22 protein-coding genes are annotated in these 12,683 nt (G+C 49.4%); 5 read left to right on the top strand and 17 right to left on the bottom strand.

What is annotated here, in order from left to right; all coding sequences use genetic code 11:
• Position 1: 1 nt before the first annotated feature.
• The 14 genes from ACZ5PW_RS15070 to ACZ5PW_RS15005 all read right to left on the bottom strand — a co-directional run bounded on the left by ACZ5PW_RS15070 (position 2) and on the right by ACZ5PW_RS15005 (position 8,199).
• Positions 2–478, bottom strand: coding sequence for a DUF5675 family protein (locus ACZ5PW_RS15070; protein ID WP_464555193.1), 477 nt, complete (start codon positions 476–478; stop codon positions 2–4).
• 249 nt (positions 479–727) lie between these two features.
• Positions 728–1,171, bottom strand: coding sequence for a helix-turn-helix domain-containing protein (locus tag ACZ5PW_RS15065; RefSeq protein ID WP_464555191.1), 444 nt, complete (start codon positions 1,169–1,171; stop codon positions 728–730).
• 1 nt (position 1,172) lies between these two features.
• On the bottom strand, positions 1,173–1,640 hold the full coding sequence (locus tag ACZ5PW_RS15060) for a phage protein GemA/Gp16 family protein (protein ID WP_464555189.1): 468 nt from the start codon (positions 1,638–1,640) through the stop codon (positions 1,173–1,175).
• Between the two features lie 7 nt (positions 1,641–1,647).
• On the bottom strand, positions 1,648–1,866 hold the full coding sequence (locus ACZ5PW_RS15055) for a hypothetical protein (RefSeq protein ID WP_464555187.1): 219 nt from the start codon (positions 1,864–1,866) through the stop codon (positions 1,648–1,650).
• 50 nt (positions 1,867–1,916) lie between these two features.
• Complete coding sequence (locus ACZ5PW_RS15050) at positions 1,917–2,141, bottom strand: hypothetical protein (RefSeq protein ID WP_464555184.1); 225 nt, start codon at positions 2,139–2,141, stop codon at positions 1,917–1,919.
• Complete coding sequence (locus ACZ5PW_RS15045; RefSeq protein ID WP_464555182.1) at positions 2,134–2,361, bottom strand: hypothetical protein; 228 nt, start codon at positions 2,359–2,361, stop codon at positions 2,134–2,136. The genes ACZ5PW_RS15050 and ACZ5PW_RS15045 overlap by 8 nt, the downstream gene beginning before the upstream one ends.
• A complete protein-coding gene (locus tag ACZ5PW_RS15040) occupies positions 2,348–2,614 on the bottom strand; it encodes a hypothetical protein (RefSeq protein ID WP_464555181.1) in 267 nt (88 codons plus the stop codon). Before ACZ5PW_RS15040 ends, ACZ5PW_RS15045 begins: the two co-directional genes overlap by 14 nt.
• 3 nt (positions 2,615–2,617) lie before the next feature.
• Entirely contained in the window at positions 2,618–3,127 is a 510-nt protein-coding gene (locus tag ACZ5PW_RS15035; protein WP_464555179.1) for a host-nuclease inhibitor Gam family protein, read from the bottom strand.
• A gap of 1 nt (position 3,128) precedes the next feature.
• On the bottom strand, positions 3,129–3,395 hold the full coding sequence (locus ACZ5PW_RS15030; protein ID WP_464555176.1) for a hypothetical protein: 267 nt from the start codon (positions 3,393–3,395) through the stop codon (positions 3,129–3,131).
• Positions 3,396–3,405: 10 nt separating this feature from the next.
• Entirely contained in the window at positions 3,406–4,578 is a 1,173-nt protein-coding gene (locus ACZ5PW_RS15025; RefSeq protein ID WP_464555173.1) for an AAA family ATPase, read from the bottom strand.
• A 4-nt stretch (positions 4,579–4,582) separates the two neighbouring features.
• Positions 4,583–6,334 carry a hypothetical protein gene (locus tag ACZ5PW_RS15020; RefSeq protein ID WP_464555170.1) on the bottom strand — a complete coding sequence of 584 codons (1,752 nt, stop codon included), beginning with the start codon at positions 6,332–6,334 and terminating at the stop codon, positions 4,583–4,585.
• Between the two features lie 3 nt (positions 6,335–6,337).
• The gene (locus ACZ5PW_RS15015; protein ID WP_464555166.1) at positions 6,338–7,507 is read right to left on the bottom strand and encodes a hypothetical protein; all 1,170 of its coding nucleotides are present in this window, start codon (positions 7,505–7,507) and stop codon (positions 6,338–6,340) included.
• Positions 7,508–7,510: 3 nt separating this feature from the next.
• Positions 7,511–7,882: a hypothetical protein gene (locus ACZ5PW_RS15010; protein WP_464555163.1), complete on the bottom strand. Its 372-nt coding sequence runs from the start codon at positions 7,880–7,882 to the stop codon at positions 7,511–7,513.
• Positions 7,883–7,893: 11 nt separating this feature from the next.
• Positions 7,894–8,199, bottom strand: a complete 306-nt coding sequence (locus ACZ5PW_RS15005) for an IclR family transcriptional regulator (RefSeq protein ID WP_464555159.1) — start codon at positions 8,197–8,199, stop codon at positions 7,894–7,896.
• 54 nt (positions 8,200–8,253) lie between these two features.
• Between ACZ5PW_RS15005 and ACZ5PW_RS15000 the strand changes: the two genes are divergently transcribed.
• The gene (locus tag ACZ5PW_RS15000) at positions 8,254–8,520 is read left to right on the top strand and encodes a hypothetical protein (RefSeq protein WP_464555158.1); all 267 of its coding nucleotides are present in this window, start codon (positions 8,254–8,256) and stop codon (positions 8,518–8,520) included.
• Positions 8,521–8,565: 45 nt separating this feature from the next.
• Here ACZ5PW_RS15000 and ACZ5PW_RS14995 read toward each other — a convergent pair whose 3' ends face one another.
• Entirely contained in the window at positions 8,566–9,015 is a 450-nt protein-coding gene (locus ACZ5PW_RS14995; protein ID WP_464555156.1) for a hypothetical protein, read from the bottom strand.
• Between the two features lie 28 nt (positions 9,016–9,043).
• On the bottom strand, positions 9,044–9,262 hold the full coding sequence (locus ACZ5PW_RS14990) for a DNA-binding protein (protein WP_464555155.1): 219 nt from the start codon (positions 9,260–9,262) through the stop codon (positions 9,044–9,046).
• 126 nt (positions 9,263–9,388) lie between these two features.
• Between ACZ5PW_RS14990 and ACZ5PW_RS14985 the strand changes: the two genes are divergently transcribed.
• The 4 genes from ACZ5PW_RS14985 to ACZ5PW_RS14970 all read left to right on the top strand — a co-directional run bounded on the left by ACZ5PW_RS14985 (position 9,389) and on the right by ACZ5PW_RS14970 (position 12,272).
• On the top strand, positions 9,389–9,997 hold the full coding sequence (locus tag ACZ5PW_RS14985; RefSeq protein ID WP_464555152.1) for a helix-turn-helix domain-containing protein: 609 nt from the start codon (positions 9,389–9,391) through the stop codon (positions 9,995–9,997).
• Between the two features lie 261 nt (positions 9,998–10,258).
• Positions 10,259–11,239 (top strand): hypothetical protein, encoded by a 981-nt coding sequence (locus ACZ5PW_RS14980; RefSeq protein ID WP_464555149.1) that lies wholly within the window; start codon positions 10,259–10,261, stop codon positions 11,237–11,239.
• Between the two features lie 286 nt (positions 11,240–11,525).
• Positions 11,526–11,717, top strand: a complete 192-nt coding sequence (locus tag ACZ5PW_RS14975) for a Fic family protein (RefSeq protein WP_464555147.1) — start codon at positions 11,526–11,528, stop codon at positions 11,715–11,717.
• 159 nt (positions 11,718–11,876) lie between these two features.
• Positions 11,877–12,272, top strand: a complete 396-nt coding sequence (locus ACZ5PW_RS14970; protein ID WP_464555144.1) for a DUF2391 family protein — start codon at positions 11,877–11,879, stop codon at positions 12,270–12,272.
• Between the two features lie 171 nt (positions 12,273–12,443).
• Here ACZ5PW_RS14970 and ACZ5PW_RS14965 read toward each other — a convergent pair whose 3' ends face one another.
• Complete coding sequence (locus ACZ5PW_RS14965; RefSeq protein WP_464555142.1) at positions 12,444–12,677, bottom strand: lipopolysaccharide assembly protein LapA domain-containing protein; 234 nt, start codon at positions 12,675–12,677, stop codon at positions 12,444–12,446.
• Positions 12,678–12,683: the final 6 nt, after the last annotated feature.

The raw sequence follows: 12,683 nt of genomic DNA, 5'->3' as shown, positions 1-12,683 counted from the left end.
TCTATTCGCCTCCTTCCTGTTTCTGAGCTTCTTCTTTTGCTTTCTTGGGCTTGGCCTTCTCGCCCTTGCTGCCGTCAACGTTGATAACTGTGATCTGCGCGGTGGCCTCGCTATCGCCCATGGCTTTTGTGAACTTGCCGAAAGCCCGCGCGCTGAATTCGACTTCACGCCTGTTATTTTTGGTTGTTGGTAGTTCGCCGGGAAGTACACAGCCTGCGGTGTCATCAACCGAGTTGCCGATGTGGATACGCACGTAGGACCTGCCCGGCACATCCTTGATGGTCCACAGTTCACGCCCTTTGCTGGGGGAATGTTCCAATGCCAGCGGATAAGTCCCCGCAGGAATGCAGGACACATTGGGTTCATTCTCGCGCCACGGCTCTTCAAGGCACCAGCAGACGCCTTCTCCGTCCACGACAAGAACACCGATGGTCACCTCTTCGGACTGTTCGACACGCTTCAATTCTACCTTCTTCATTCTTTCAGCCTCCGTAATGTTGTTCGTGTGGCTCTCTCGATTTTTGCAAAAGGGTGCTGCCGGGTTTAAATCGTAAAAACGAACAACGGTCCCATATGGGAAACAAAAACCGGGAGAGCGCATTTTCAGACTGAAGAATAGCAGGGGAAGTTTTGTTCTGCTGAACAGTAGAAACGTTATGGTACAGAATAAAAAACCTCCCCCGGCATGAATCCGGGGGAGGTTGAGAGGGGAGTTATAGTTTGTGATTTATTCGTCTACGTTCATCATTTCAGCTTTCACGCTGGCGGCGGTCACCCGCCATGGAGAACGATGATGGCGAACCAGCACACCTTCTTGAGCCAGGCGGTACGCATAGTTCTTGCCGATGCGCAGGCAGTACATAACTTCGTCAATGCGAAGCAGTGTCTTTTTCTCAACCATTTCTTCAGGGCTGATTGAGAACTGTGGAACAGCCTTGTCGTCCTTCTCTTCGGGAACAATAAGAACTTCCTGAAAGCCTTCTGTTTTTTGAGGTACACAACGCTTGCTGCAACCGAAGCAGTGCAGGATCGGCCAGCGACAAATCCAGAAAGCCTTTTCCGGGTGCCTGCACTCAAGGCGCACGTAAACAGCGGGATCAATGATCCCATAGTACACACGGAAACCCTTGCCGTATAAATCTGCAAAGTCCTTCAGGTTGCGCGTTGTCATTTTATCTTCCTGTTTTCAATCTTCTTTCAACTCGTTCCTGCCACTTCTTCAGCCTCTCAACCAGAATTGATGCCTGTTTGGGAGTAAGCCAGTTGGGATCGGCACAGCCTTCAGGCTGCTCGTCACTCACTGTCTGTTTCTGCACCCAGCTCACCGTGGCCTCGCGCGATCCGTCTCTGATCTCGCCCAGCTCTGCAAGCTGTCTCCAGAGAACGAAGATAAGCCGGACCTGCGCTTGCGAGGCTTTGGGCTTGGGAGTCCTGCCTTTCTTCGTCTTCGGCTTGGGTGTCCAGCCGAATTGCCTCGCGTAGAGGCCGAGAAGATCACCAAGCTGCTTGACGCTGAGGGCTTTGGAGCTTTCCACTCCGTAGCGGGTTCTGAGCAGCGTGTAATAAGCTTCATCAGCAATGGGGATCTGGCGGCGGCCTATGGCTGCTTTTTGGATTAATGCTTTTTTATGGTTGGTCATGCTGCACCTACTTCCGTGGTTCAATGACGACATTTACCCAAGGGGTAATGATTCCATCCTGCTCGTCATCTTCCACCCACAGCACAGCTATTACGCTGAAGTATGCCCCATTGAATCTGACATCATCACCAATTCGTGGGACATGTGCTCTTGTTCTGGATGCATATTTGGATGCCGTTGTTTCATCATCTTCAAGAATGGAATAATCTATACGAATTTCGTTCATGGTAATTCCTTATGGTTAAGCCGCCCATCATCTGACAGGCGGCCTTGCTGTTAATCGACAATTGCTTTCACCACACCGCTGGTCATGATGGATTCCAGGACATGGCGGTAATCTTCCGGGCTGGCACCGCCTTCAACGCAGACTTTCTTCCAGGCATCTTTAGTGCGCGGACTCATCTGGCTGATGTCAAACTCCTCGGCCTCCCGGGCTGCCGGAACATCCCGATGAATGGTGACGCCGGGCTGTTCAACTACAATGCGTCTTGTTTTACCCATGACTCTTGACTCCTTCAGCCTGTTCGAGCAATTTGGTTGTCTTCCGGGTCCAGTCTTTCGGCATTGCTTCGCTATGGACGGCAATCTTAAGCTGCTTTGCCATTGACTGGGCCACCTTCGCATTCTTCATGGCCTGAGTTTCACAAGCCACCAGTCTTGAAAGCGGGACCATCTTTTCACTGTCTTTGGTGTAGATCCCTTCGGCTTTAAGATGGGACACGACAAACTCCTTCCAATTCAATGAGCCCATATTCTTCTGTCTCTCTAGCGGTCATGGCAACAGTACCACCTTCAATAAGATCATCGGGATCGAGCTTTACATCACCCTGATAGCTTTCAATATCGTAAAGTTCGTCGCAGTAATCATCAGCCCAATCTCGGAGTTCATCTTCATCAATAGGCTTGTCTGTGGTTACCTTGATTGTTTTGGTAGTAGATTTGGTAATTTCAATTTCATAAACATGTTCAGCCATGACCTAATCCTCCAGAGTCTCACGCTTGATTTCATAGTAGAAAACGTCTTCTTCCTTGCGACGCATGCCAACAGCTTCCAGACGTTCGTCAGGCCATTCACGCATGGCTTCCTTGTTCACGCTTTCCTTGACCTTGATGCCATCGGTCAGGCCGAGGTTGCGCAGGGTTTCAATGACTTCAATCATCTTGGTCTTACCCTTGGCCAGCAGCTTGGTGGACTTGCGAAAACCGATGATGCCGAAGGTGGTATCCATGCTCTTGCGGTCCTTGAAAAGCTCCTGTTTATTCAGGTTGGCGTACGCGCCCAGAGCGGCTTCAATGACTTTGATTCGGGCCAGCTTCGGCTCAACCTTGAGCTTGTACAGAGTCTTGGCCTCATCTATCACGGTGTTCATTTCAGCTTCACGGTTTTCAATTTCGCGGTTCAACTCGGCCAGCTCCGCCATGCAGGCATCGACGCCTTTCATGTCCTTCACCACAACCACTTCAGGTTTCTTTCTGTTCTTGGTCATTTTAATTTTCCATCCTTCTGCCATGAGCAAGCTCATCGGCGATCTGTTTTGAGTTCATGGGCAGCCTGTATTCCCGAACAGGAACGTGCTGCTCAATCTCTTCCATGTGCAAAGCGCAGCCCTCAAGCTGGTTGATTACGGCCTTCATGGTCAGGAAGTCTTCTTCATTGGAAAACTTCTGCGACAGGCAGCGCAATTCAAGAATTGCGGATCTCATCTTTCCACCAACAGGACTGGGGACCGGGGTAGCTTTCTTACAACTGGACATAGTTTTCTCCTTAAACCTGTTTAATGATTTCAGGGGTGATGCTGGGTGCGCCGATGTTTGCGGCCAGGTTCATGGCGGCGGTAAGCAGGTTGCCCACTGCCAGCGGGTAGACCAGTGAGACGGATTCACGTGATCCTGAGCGGGGAGCCGGGCCGGTGAGCCTATCCCGCAGGGCTTCCATGCCCTCGGCGGAGATGACCTTTGTGGCATCCATGTCCAAACGGTTGAAGCGGAACTTCACGTAATCGGACAGGCTGGCACCATCCATTGGCGGCAATTCGATTACCTCGCACCTCTGTACAACCTCGCGCACCTGCGGGTTGGTTTCCGAGAGCTTGCGGGCCAGCTCTGTCTGCCCCAGCAGGATGATGGACATCAGCTTGCGGAAGCCGGATTCCAGCTCCAGAAAACGCTTCAGGTGCTTGAGAGTGGGAATGGACAAGCCATGAGCCTCCTCAATGATCAGGCAATGCATGTTGCCTGCCTGAGAACTCGCCTTGAGAACTCCATGCAACTGGCGGAACCGGGCTTCCGGGCTGGACTTGAGTCCGGCTGTGGGGTCAACAACTTCCATGATGGCTTCGGCAATGTGCAGGGACTTAAGGGTCTTGCCCTTTTTGTCGTCATCTTCCATGCCCAGCACGTAAGGCTCGATAATGAGAATGTTTTTGTTTTCTCTCTGAACCCGGTCAATCAGATCACGGCGCAGCGTACTTTTGCCGGAACCGCTCTCACCGACCACAGCCATGAATCCGCCCTGCCGGGCTGTGTGGTAGATGGCCTCACGCACATAGCGGATGTCGCTGGACAGGAACACATCATCCGGGCTGTTGACTTCATCAAAAGGGTTGCGCACAAGTCCAAAATGCCGTTTTGCTTCCGGGAACAGTCCCTGTTTTCTCAGCAGCATGATTTCCTTCTCCTTCTTTTCTTCCGGTTTTTCTTCGGTCTTTTCTTCAGGTCCGAAAATGTTTTCAAAATCTGACTCTTCCGCGCCGTTCTCACGCAGCTTTTCCTTAATTTTTTCCTGAATCTGCTGGGCAGTTATGCCGAGCCGGGGCCATTTACCCTTATTGATCATGTGGCTGATGGTGGTGGGCGAATAACCGAGATGGCGACCGAGTTCAGACTGTGAAACGCCATGCGCATCCATCAACTCCTTCAGTTTCTTTAAACTTGTCATTTTGTTACTCCTGTCCGCCGACTACGCGCAGCGGGGTAATCTCTGTTTCGGGCTTTGAAAAACGTTCAACAATGGAATCCATCTCACCGTGGGGTACGGACTTTCCGTATCGTTGTTCAAGCCAGGTGTATCCGTTTCTGGGCCACTGATCCCCCAGCCTCTGCTTAAGGATCATGGCCGCTTCCACCAGCTCGTAAGGGGCGATTTCGCGCTTGCTGGCATCAAGACCCAGCTCACGGCCCCGGCGCGGCAAGTATTCCGGCGCGGGTTTGATGTCGGCCATGGGATCGACGTTTTCAGGCGGTGCGCAGTGAGTGGCTCCCGGCTTGATGCTGGCGGTTGCCATTTCCTCAAACTTGTCGAAAATCTTTTCGGCCTTGGTTTCAACGTGAGACTTGTATTCCTCACCGATAATGGCAGCGTTTTCCCAGAATCCGGCCTCGTCCTTCTTCACCGGCTCAACGGTCCAGACAGATTCGTCACCAGTAAGGGGATCGGTAACAGTTACATCCACTGCTGGAGCGCGGTAGGGGTTAACCACCACCATGACCTGCATCTGCGGCATGATTCCATTGACCATGCGCAGGTCGTAATCATTGCGGCCATAGCCCTTGATGGTGTGGGAAATAGACAGATCAGCCCCGACCTTGGCTTTTTTGGGCTTGGTGGTGACCAGCTCCCGGCACAGTTCCAGTGAAGGGGCAAGACGCAGCTGCTCTTCGGTTATGGTCAGCCACATGGCATTCCGGCTTTTCCCGGTGCGGCTGTGGATGGCGTTGGCGTTGTAGTGCTGCCTCCATTTGTCCGCCTCGGACTGAAGCTGCTCAATGGAATTGATTTCCATGAACCGCAGGCGTGATTCAAACTGTGTTTCCACTATATTGTTGGCACACTCAACCTGCCCCTTGGAACGGGGGCTACCGGCCTGATGCGTGTCCCACCTGATGTAGAGGCGGTCCAGCAGGTTGGTGAACAGATGGGCCATGTTCGCGCTGCCTTTATCCATATAAAGAAAGTCCGGCAGCCCATGCATGGGATCATGCGGTCCACGCTTGATAATCGCGTCCAGAAACACATCAACCAGACCCTGTGCGGATTCACCTGCGGCCTGCACATAGCGCACATAGATAGTTCCTGAATAGTGATCAGTGATGACGTACCGCCACACCCGTTCCCGCTCCGCTTTCTTGAGGTTGTCAGGCTTGTTTTTATAGAAAGCTTTCTCGTCCACAATCTTGACCTTGCCTTTGGGCAGATAGAAGAGGACGCACAGGGACGGGTCAACCTGCCAGCAATGATTCGGACGTAAGCTTTTCATATGAATATGCGGGTTGCCGTTTTTGAGCTGGTCAGGGTGACAGCCGAGATCTTTCATGGTGCGGATAACTGCTGAAACTGAAGGCATGGTCACTTCACCGGTTTCAGGATTCACGACCCCTTGCCCGGATTCTTTCAGTATGTCACACGCAGTGCTGATGCTCATGCGCTTCTTGCCTGCCGCGCTGGCTCCCTTGGTCACCAGATATGAAACTTTCATAGCCAGCTCTTCATTGGTTAAACGTTTTCCGTAGTCACTGCGCTGCTTGCGCTTTGAATCCCTGCCGACCTGTTTGAGCCTGCGGTAGACCGTCTGTTCCGAACAGTTCAGCAGCCTGGCCACTTCCTGCACCAACGGCTTGCGCTTGCCATGCCCGGCACCATCCAGCCTTACTGCAAGGTTTCGCAGCACATCTATTTCTCCCAGACTCAAAGTCATGGCCTACCAGCTCCCGTGTGCGTCGTTGGGTTCTTCGGTGTTTCCGGCTTCCAGATCGGCCTTTGCAGCCCCGCGCATCCATTCCGGGTAGACCATTTCTTGAAAATCAACCGGGATGGAGCAGTCCAGCAGGAACTGGTTGATGGCTCCGCAGACCTGACGGGTCTCAAATACGGCATGTTCCTTGGTATGGGCGGAGACATCACCGTCACCCAGCACTTCGGAAACCACCTGCATAAACGGCTTGATTGCAGCCAGAATGGCAACGTGCTCCTTGTGCAGCCGTTCCACGGCCTGTTCTTCACGTTTCAGCTTGAGCTCCAGATCAGCATCCGGGGGCAGGCTTTTGAGCTTGAAGAGTTCTGTTTCAGTCTTTTCCAGACGGGCTGATTTGTCCTTGAGCAGCTTGTCACGGGCTTCAAGGTTGGCCTTGAGTTCGTCTGATTCCTTCCTGGCTTCTTCGCGCTCCTGCACATGTCGCTCAGTCATGTCCTGAAGGATGTCCAAGACTTCTTCTTTGTTCTCAGCGGCAATGGCTTCCTTGACCACGGCCTGTTCGTCTTCGGGGAGAGCCTTCAAAGCGCGGTAATCTTTGTTTCGGAGGCCCATCTTTTCGGCAGATTCGTATAGTTCAGGGCCGAGGGTGCGGAGGTTCTGGGCAAGCTCATGCACACGGCGATAAGATTTGCCCAGTTTAATTCTGCAAAACTCCTCTAAATCTGAAAACTGTCGCAGATTTCCATTTTCGTCCCGATAAGTCAGTTTCTTATAAGACTTCGATTTCTTTATTCTTTCGAAAGCTTGCGCGATTATGGAATCTGAAACGGTCGCAAAAAATGTTGCGGTTTCAATTCTTCCAAGATCTCTGAAAGCCTCTTCAGCTTCTTCAACAGCCTGAGCAACCAGAGCTTCTGTATTACTGATAACAGTCAACTCCGCTGCGCGTTCTTCGCTGATCTCAGCAGGGACGTTAGCTTCCATGGTTTCGATTTCTTCTGCCATATCAAGGATGTCAGGATCAGCGGCAGAGCTGGCAAGGTCGTTAAATCTGAAAAGGTCGTCACACAGACCTTCCGGGTGGATGCATTTGCCGTGGTAGCTTTGAACCAATTTACCCTTTGCGGGGTTGGACTTTGACTTGTGGTATTCACAATCTGCGCATGGATGGGACATGGGTTACTCCTCGATGTTTACGCTGGTAATGGCGATGCCGTTCAGGTTGCCGTTGCACTGGATAATGCTGCCGCCATTCACATGACCTATGGCCTGCTGACACCCGGATATAGAGACAGTCGAAGATGTAGGCATCCCGGCTTCAAGCCATTCAATAAAGCATTCAACGACTTCGTCATTTTCCAGAGCAGCATCAACAACATCCTGCATGACCTGGGTTACTTCGCACGAGGCTTCATGCAGAAGGAGCTGCACCGAAGACAGGTAAGCCAGTTCCTTGGCTGCGCTATTGTCCTTATTGCGTTCCATGACGAACTCAGAACTATAGACCTCGGCCCCATCCTTGTCGGTAATTACCAGTTTGAAATCACTCATGATTCACCTCGTTAATTGTATGCGGCTGCCCCGGCGGCAACTCTCTGGTTAAGTTCCATGATCCTATTCTGCGCCCGGTCCACTTCGTTGGCGTGGGCCTGTGCGATCTGGAGCATGGTGATGGAAAGAACAAAGCGTCCGGTTTCAAGCTTGGTGACCAGCCCCACATCCTGCAAAACTGCCAGAGCGCGGGTGATATTCACCGGTGTTTCGTTCAACCCCTGGGCCAGTTCTGAATTAGACAACCCGTTCAAACTATGACCTTTGAGGGCCACAAGGACGTTCAGTGTGCGGTGGGCGGCGGTTATTTTTTGCATATTGATTTCCTTTGTTTGATCCTGTTATGAGTTTCGAAACAGGAGAATTCGAAAATGGATTATTCAAAAAAAATACAAGAATTAAATCGTGATATGGATGCAGTGTATGATTCGCTGCTCGTATTAAATGACGCTGTAACAGCTATTATGAAACACCTTCCTGCTGAGTCTGCTGGGCCTGTGACCAAGTGTCTCGACGAATGTCTTGCAGAGCCAAAGGGTGAAAATCCTCCTGGCGAGCTGGCAGAAACGACTCTTCGTGCATGGCGGAACATGGCTGCGAAAAAAGCAGGATTGCCTCGAAAGTTGAAGAAAACATGAGCCGCTTGCCGCTTTGGCGGCTAGCCTGCTCAAACAGCATTTTTTTCATTTCCCGATCTTGTCCCATAATTCCTTCTTCCTCTTAGTTCTTCGTTTATCCTCAGCCGCCATGATCCCCAGTTCGAAGTATGCAACTTCATCCGGGCCAAGCAGCTTGCAACCTGTGCCTTCCAGAGCGGCCTTGATCAGACCATAGTTTTCCGTTATCTCCGTGAGCGCAGCCACGAAGTGCAGCGGGATCGGGCGGTCTTCTTTCCCAAGCGCAGCCCAGTTGTTGAGCTGGTGGATGGAAACCTGATGCCCGGTCAGGCGCGTCAGCTCCTCCGCAACCACGTCACGCGAAAGCCCACACTCTTTCAGTGCGTTGCCCAAAGCCTCTTTGACAGCCTCCATCCTGCGCAGTGAGCCACTTTCAAGGCTTTGCGATGGGAGGCTGGACAAAGGCAGGGTTAATTGCACCATGCGGTTGTCTGATTTGCGGTTTCTATTAGACATTGCGGTGGTTGCTGCTGGCTGCTATAGATTAGGCGTTGATGGCGGTGGCGAGATCCTGCACGATCTCACCATCTTTAAGACCAAGCCTGACTGCGATCTGGTGGGTCTTACCCCGTGTGGGGTTCCTTTTATTATTGATAACCTCGTAAACGAGATTGGGAGAAAACCCATTGGCAACAGCCCATGCAGAAATGGAGATGCCCTTTTTACGGAATTCTTCTTTTACTTCCTTGGAGGTTCTAACCATAAGTTAAGCTCCTTTTTTTAGCCGTGTTTGTGTGTACTGATTTGAACGTGTTGTGTGTTTGTGTGAACTAGTTATGCACCATATTTGAAACATCGTCAATCTCAAATTTGGTGCAAAGGGATATTTATGCGGTTTGAACGTTTAGGGGAAAGAATTTCATCTGTTCGTGGCAATATAAGCCAAGCTGAGTTCGCTAAGACCTTAGGGGTTAGTAGGAACACCTTAATTCGTTACGAAAAAAATGAAACAGAACCCACTGCGGGGTTCCTTGTCGGCTTGTCTGTAAACTATGGCACAGACGTCAACTGGTTATTGTTTGGCGAGGGTGCACCAGATTTGGTTAATTCTGAATCAAGTTTGAGCAATTGTGCGCATTATGATGATCTTGAAAAAGAGCTTTCCGATAAGAAATCCGAAATCCGAGAACTGACTGAAGAAAATCGACAATTGGTAAAAGAATTTAGGGAACAGGCCAAAGAAATCAGAGAAATAGGCAAGGAGAATCGGGAGTTGGTGAAAGAAAACCGGGAGCTAATGAAGGAAAACCGGAACCTTGGTAAGGAAAACGCCAAGCTCGTGCGCCAACTGGCACGCCATGACGCTGAAGACCTTTCTTCCATGCCCCGTTCCAGAAACACAAGACTGCACTTTGCCATGCCCGGAGCCGCAGGCGAGCACTGCCTCTTACCCGAAGATGAGCGGAACCAAGATAAGTATGAGGAGCGCCAAGAGTGACTTCTAGAGAATGGCCCTACCCCTGAAACAGACTATGTGCAGGACCAGGGTGCCATGTATACCGATGTGTACAGGGATAAATATGCTGAACCCAGAGACTGGTGGGAAGACATGGCTGAAGAGTATAGCAGGGGTCAGGCATAGAGCGGTGAACTGGAGCCGGGTAGCTGCGGTTGGGAATATAGATTGGGGAATTTTTAGGTAAGAGAATTGGGTTAGAGTTGTACAAAGCTGTATCTGTGATTATTAAAAGGAGGTTAAATGCAAAAGGTAAGAAGCGTTGAGGAACTTTTGGAATATGCTTCTCAAGTCGCCAAAGGTGAAGTTGAATATCAGCCCGTAGAAATCACAGCCGATAAACTGCTGGTTGAATTGAAGATTGACGGGGACAACTGGGACAAAAGAATCAATGTTACTCATGCAAAATATCTGATAGCATTACAAAAAGAATTTGATTATCTCCTTGATGAGTTTGCTCCAGAAGTGAGGATCAGTGGTGAAGAACCTCTGGTCCAGACCGAGGTGAAGGAAGGCAGCACAGATCTCTGGCAAGATGTCAAAGAAATTTTAGTCCCATTGCTTAGTAACATGACTAATACCCAAATATTCATATTAGCTATGACTGGAGTAGCTGCTACAACCGGGTTCCTAGCTTGGGGGCGTTGGTTAAACTATAAGGTCCAGCTCAAAGAAAAAAACATTGAGCAAGAATCTTTAACTGAGCACGAAGAAACTAAACGCCAGATACTTCAGCCCCTTATCGATATGGCCAACGCAGCTCCACAAGAATTTTCTCGTTACGAAAGACCTGTTGGCGGTTTGTTTCGTGCCTTAGAAGACGAGGATTCTGTTGCCTTAGTTGGAGAAGGCTACATCCCCGCAGAATCTACCAAAAAACTTAAGCCGCCGAGGGTCCGGTCTGAAAAGATGGCTACAAGTTGTGATGGTGATTTCCAGCTTATGGATGCGGACTATTCCTCCGGTGAGTATATCTTACACGTCAAACAAAATGGCATCCCATTAAAGGCATACACGACTGCGTTGGACGATGAAGCAAAAGATCATCTCATTAAATTCATTGCAGACAAAACCAATGAAGGTGATTTACCTTTTGACGTCCCACTCCAGATTACCGTTGAGCATACAAGCAAGAAAATTTTGAGTGGTAACATTATTGGACTCGGAGCACCTCGCCCAGGCAGGGCAATAAAAACGCTCTCCCAGTTACTACCAGAGGACTAATTCAGGTCGGGGTGGTGGAAGCGTAGACATGTGAACTATGTAGGATCCCATATGATGATATAGACACGTCTGATTCAGCATAAAAAAGACCTGGAAAGAGTCTTTGAACTGTTTCATATAGTGAAACACTATTTCAAAAACCTTTCCCAGATCATTCCGTGTCTTCCCGGTTAATCCCGAATTATCTCATCATTCCCCTTAATTTATATCACCAGTCTTCATTCATCTGCCATCCCCCAAGTTGGCCCCCAAGTCACCCCCCCAAGTTAAAGCATTGATTAAAGCCATGTCTGGTGAAATGAACCGTGATGAGCTGCAAACTGCTTTGGCCCTTAAAGACAGTAAATCATTCAGGGAGCTTTATCTCAAGCCAGCACTGGAAGAAGGGCTTGTGGAAATGACTATTCCCGACAAGCCCAATAGTAGGAATCAGAAGTATCGGTTGACTGAGATGGGGCAACTGGCTTTATATTGCTAACTGGTCCTTTGCTGAGTATTTTGAAACAGGTCTGGAATGGTGTTCCAATTGCCGGGCTTTGTTGAGGGCCGGGATACAGTATGTCTGGTTTTTGTAGAAAATTTGCTGTTGAAGCTGCTGAAATGAATAGTTATCAATCGCCGGTACGGAGACGTTGAGATGAAATCGCATTTTAATTTTGAAGATCTGAGCCAGATTTTTGTAGGGGCGTTTGCATTGGCGGTACCGATTTCCTTTTCCGAGGAAGCCTGGAGTATAGGCCCCTCTCTACCGTTGTTGAATTTGCTTTTGATTTTTACCCTGTCGGTTTTATTTTTAGCTTTTTTCACCTATGAAAGCGTCTTTCGAGGGAACGTGAAGTATAGGGTCGGAGCTTTCTTTTTTCGTCTTCTTGTTGCCTATACTATTGCAAGCCTAGTGGTTGCGCTCCTTCTTTTTGCCTTGGATAAGTTTCCGTTATTTTCAGCTCCTGAAGTCGCACTCAAACGTCTGATCGTTATCACTATGCCTGCTTCTATGGGCGCTATTGTCGTAGACAGTTTTGATAAGGAATAAATTAGCCCAGCCTGATAGTGTGTGCTCCTCTTTACTTAGGCCTTTGGTAGATGGATATATATAGTTGTTATTTTGGGGTTGGACCATCATCATGGCTAAGTATGTTCCCAGTCCAGTTCCGATTTTTTTGCTAGATGTGACCTGTTTGTTGAAAAAAGTGTCTCTTATGCTTTATGGCACTGAACCGTAATTGCTAATAGAGATGGAGCAATACTTGTTTTTACTAAGAATTACTGAAATAGGCCTTCCTTGTGGGGAATCCCATATGTCTGTTACAATAGTTGCAAATGTTCCAATAAGAATACCAATGAGTAAAGTTCCCAAAAGTACTAATGCACGTGATATTTTAATAGTCCAAAATAAGAATGCGATCTGAATCTTTTCAGTATGTTGGATAATGAACAATACGAA

It is taken from the genome of Maridesulfovibrio salinus, from assembly GCF_055394525.1.
This window is presented reverse-complemented; position numbering and strand designations above follow the sequence as displayed.

Coding starts and splice junctions, on each gene's coding strand:
- ACZ5PW_RS15070 (WP_464555193.1), bottom strand. CDS start 478: ATGAAGAAGGTAGAATTGAAGCGTGTCGAACAGTCCGAAGAGGTGACC.
- ACZ5PW_RS15065 (WP_464555191.1), bottom strand. CDS start 1,171: ATGACAACGCGCAACCTGAAGGACTTTGCAGATTTATACGGCAAGGGT.
- ACZ5PW_RS15060 (WP_464555189.1), bottom strand. CDS start 1,640: ATGACCAACCATAAAAAAGCATTAATCCAAAAAGCAGCCATAGGCCGC.
- ACZ5PW_RS15055 (WP_464555187.1), bottom strand. CDS start 1,866: ATGAACGAAATTCGTATAGATTATTCCATTCTTGAAGATGATGAAACA.
- ACZ5PW_RS15050 (WP_464555184.1), bottom strand. CDS start 2,141: ATGGGTAAAACAAGACGCATTGTAGTTGAACAGCCCGGCGTCACCATT.
- ACZ5PW_RS15040 (WP_464555181.1), bottom strand. CDS start 2,614: ATGGCTGAACATGTTTATGAAATTGAAATTACCAAATCTACTACCAAA.
- ACZ5PW_RS15035 (WP_464555179.1), bottom strand. CDS start 3,127: ATGACCAAGAACAGAAAGAAACCTGAAGTGGTTGTGGTGAAGGACATG.
- ACZ5PW_RS15030 (WP_464555176.1), bottom strand. CDS start 3,395: ATGTCCAGTTGTAAGAAAGCTACCCCGGTCCCCAGTCCTGTTGGTGGA.
- ACZ5PW_RS15025 (WP_464555173.1), bottom strand. CDS start 4,578: ATGACAAGTTTAAAGAAACTGAAGGAGTTGATGGATGCGCATGGCGTT.
- ACZ5PW_RS15020 (WP_464555170.1), bottom strand. CDS start 6,334: ATGACTTTGAGTCTGGGAGAAATAGATGTGCTGCGAAACCTTGCAGTA.
- ACZ5PW_RS15015 (WP_464555166.1), bottom strand. CDS start 7,507: ATGTCCCATCCATGCGCAGATTGTGAATACCACAAGTCAAAGTCCAAC.
- ACZ5PW_RS15010 (WP_464555163.1), bottom strand. CDS start 7,882: ATGAGTGATTTCAAACTGGTAATTACCGACAAGGATGGGGCCGAGGTC.
- ACZ5PW_RS15005 (WP_464555159.1), bottom strand. CDS start 8,199: ATGCAAAAAATAACCGCCGCCCACCGCACACTGAACGTCCTTGTGGCC.
- ACZ5PW_RS15000 (WP_464555158.1), top strand. CDS start 8,254: ATGGATTATTCAAAAAAAATACAAGAATTAAATCGTGATATGGATGCA.
- ACZ5PW_RS14995 (WP_464555156.1), bottom strand. CDS start 9,015: ATGTCTAATAGAAACCGCAAATCAGACAACCGCATGGTGCAATTAACC.
- ACZ5PW_RS14990 (WP_464555155.1), bottom strand. CDS start 9,262: ATGGTTAGAACCTCCAAGGAAGTAAAAGAAGAATTCCGTAAAAAGGGC.
- ACZ5PW_RS14985 (WP_464555152.1), top strand. CDS start 9,389: ATGCGGTTTGAACGTTTAGGGGAAAGAATTTCATCTGTTCGTGGCAAT.
- ACZ5PW_RS14980 (WP_464555149.1), top strand. CDS start 10,259: ATGCAAAAGGTAAGAAGCGTTGAGGAACTTTTGGAATATGCTTCTCAA.
- ACZ5PW_RS14975 (WP_464555147.1), top strand. CDS start 11,526: ATGTCTGGTGAAATGAACCGTGATGAGCTGCAAACTGCTTTGGCCCTT.
- ACZ5PW_RS14970 (WP_464555144.1), top strand. CDS start 11,877: ATGAAATCGCATTTTAATTTTGAAGATCTGAGCCAGATTTTTGTAGGG.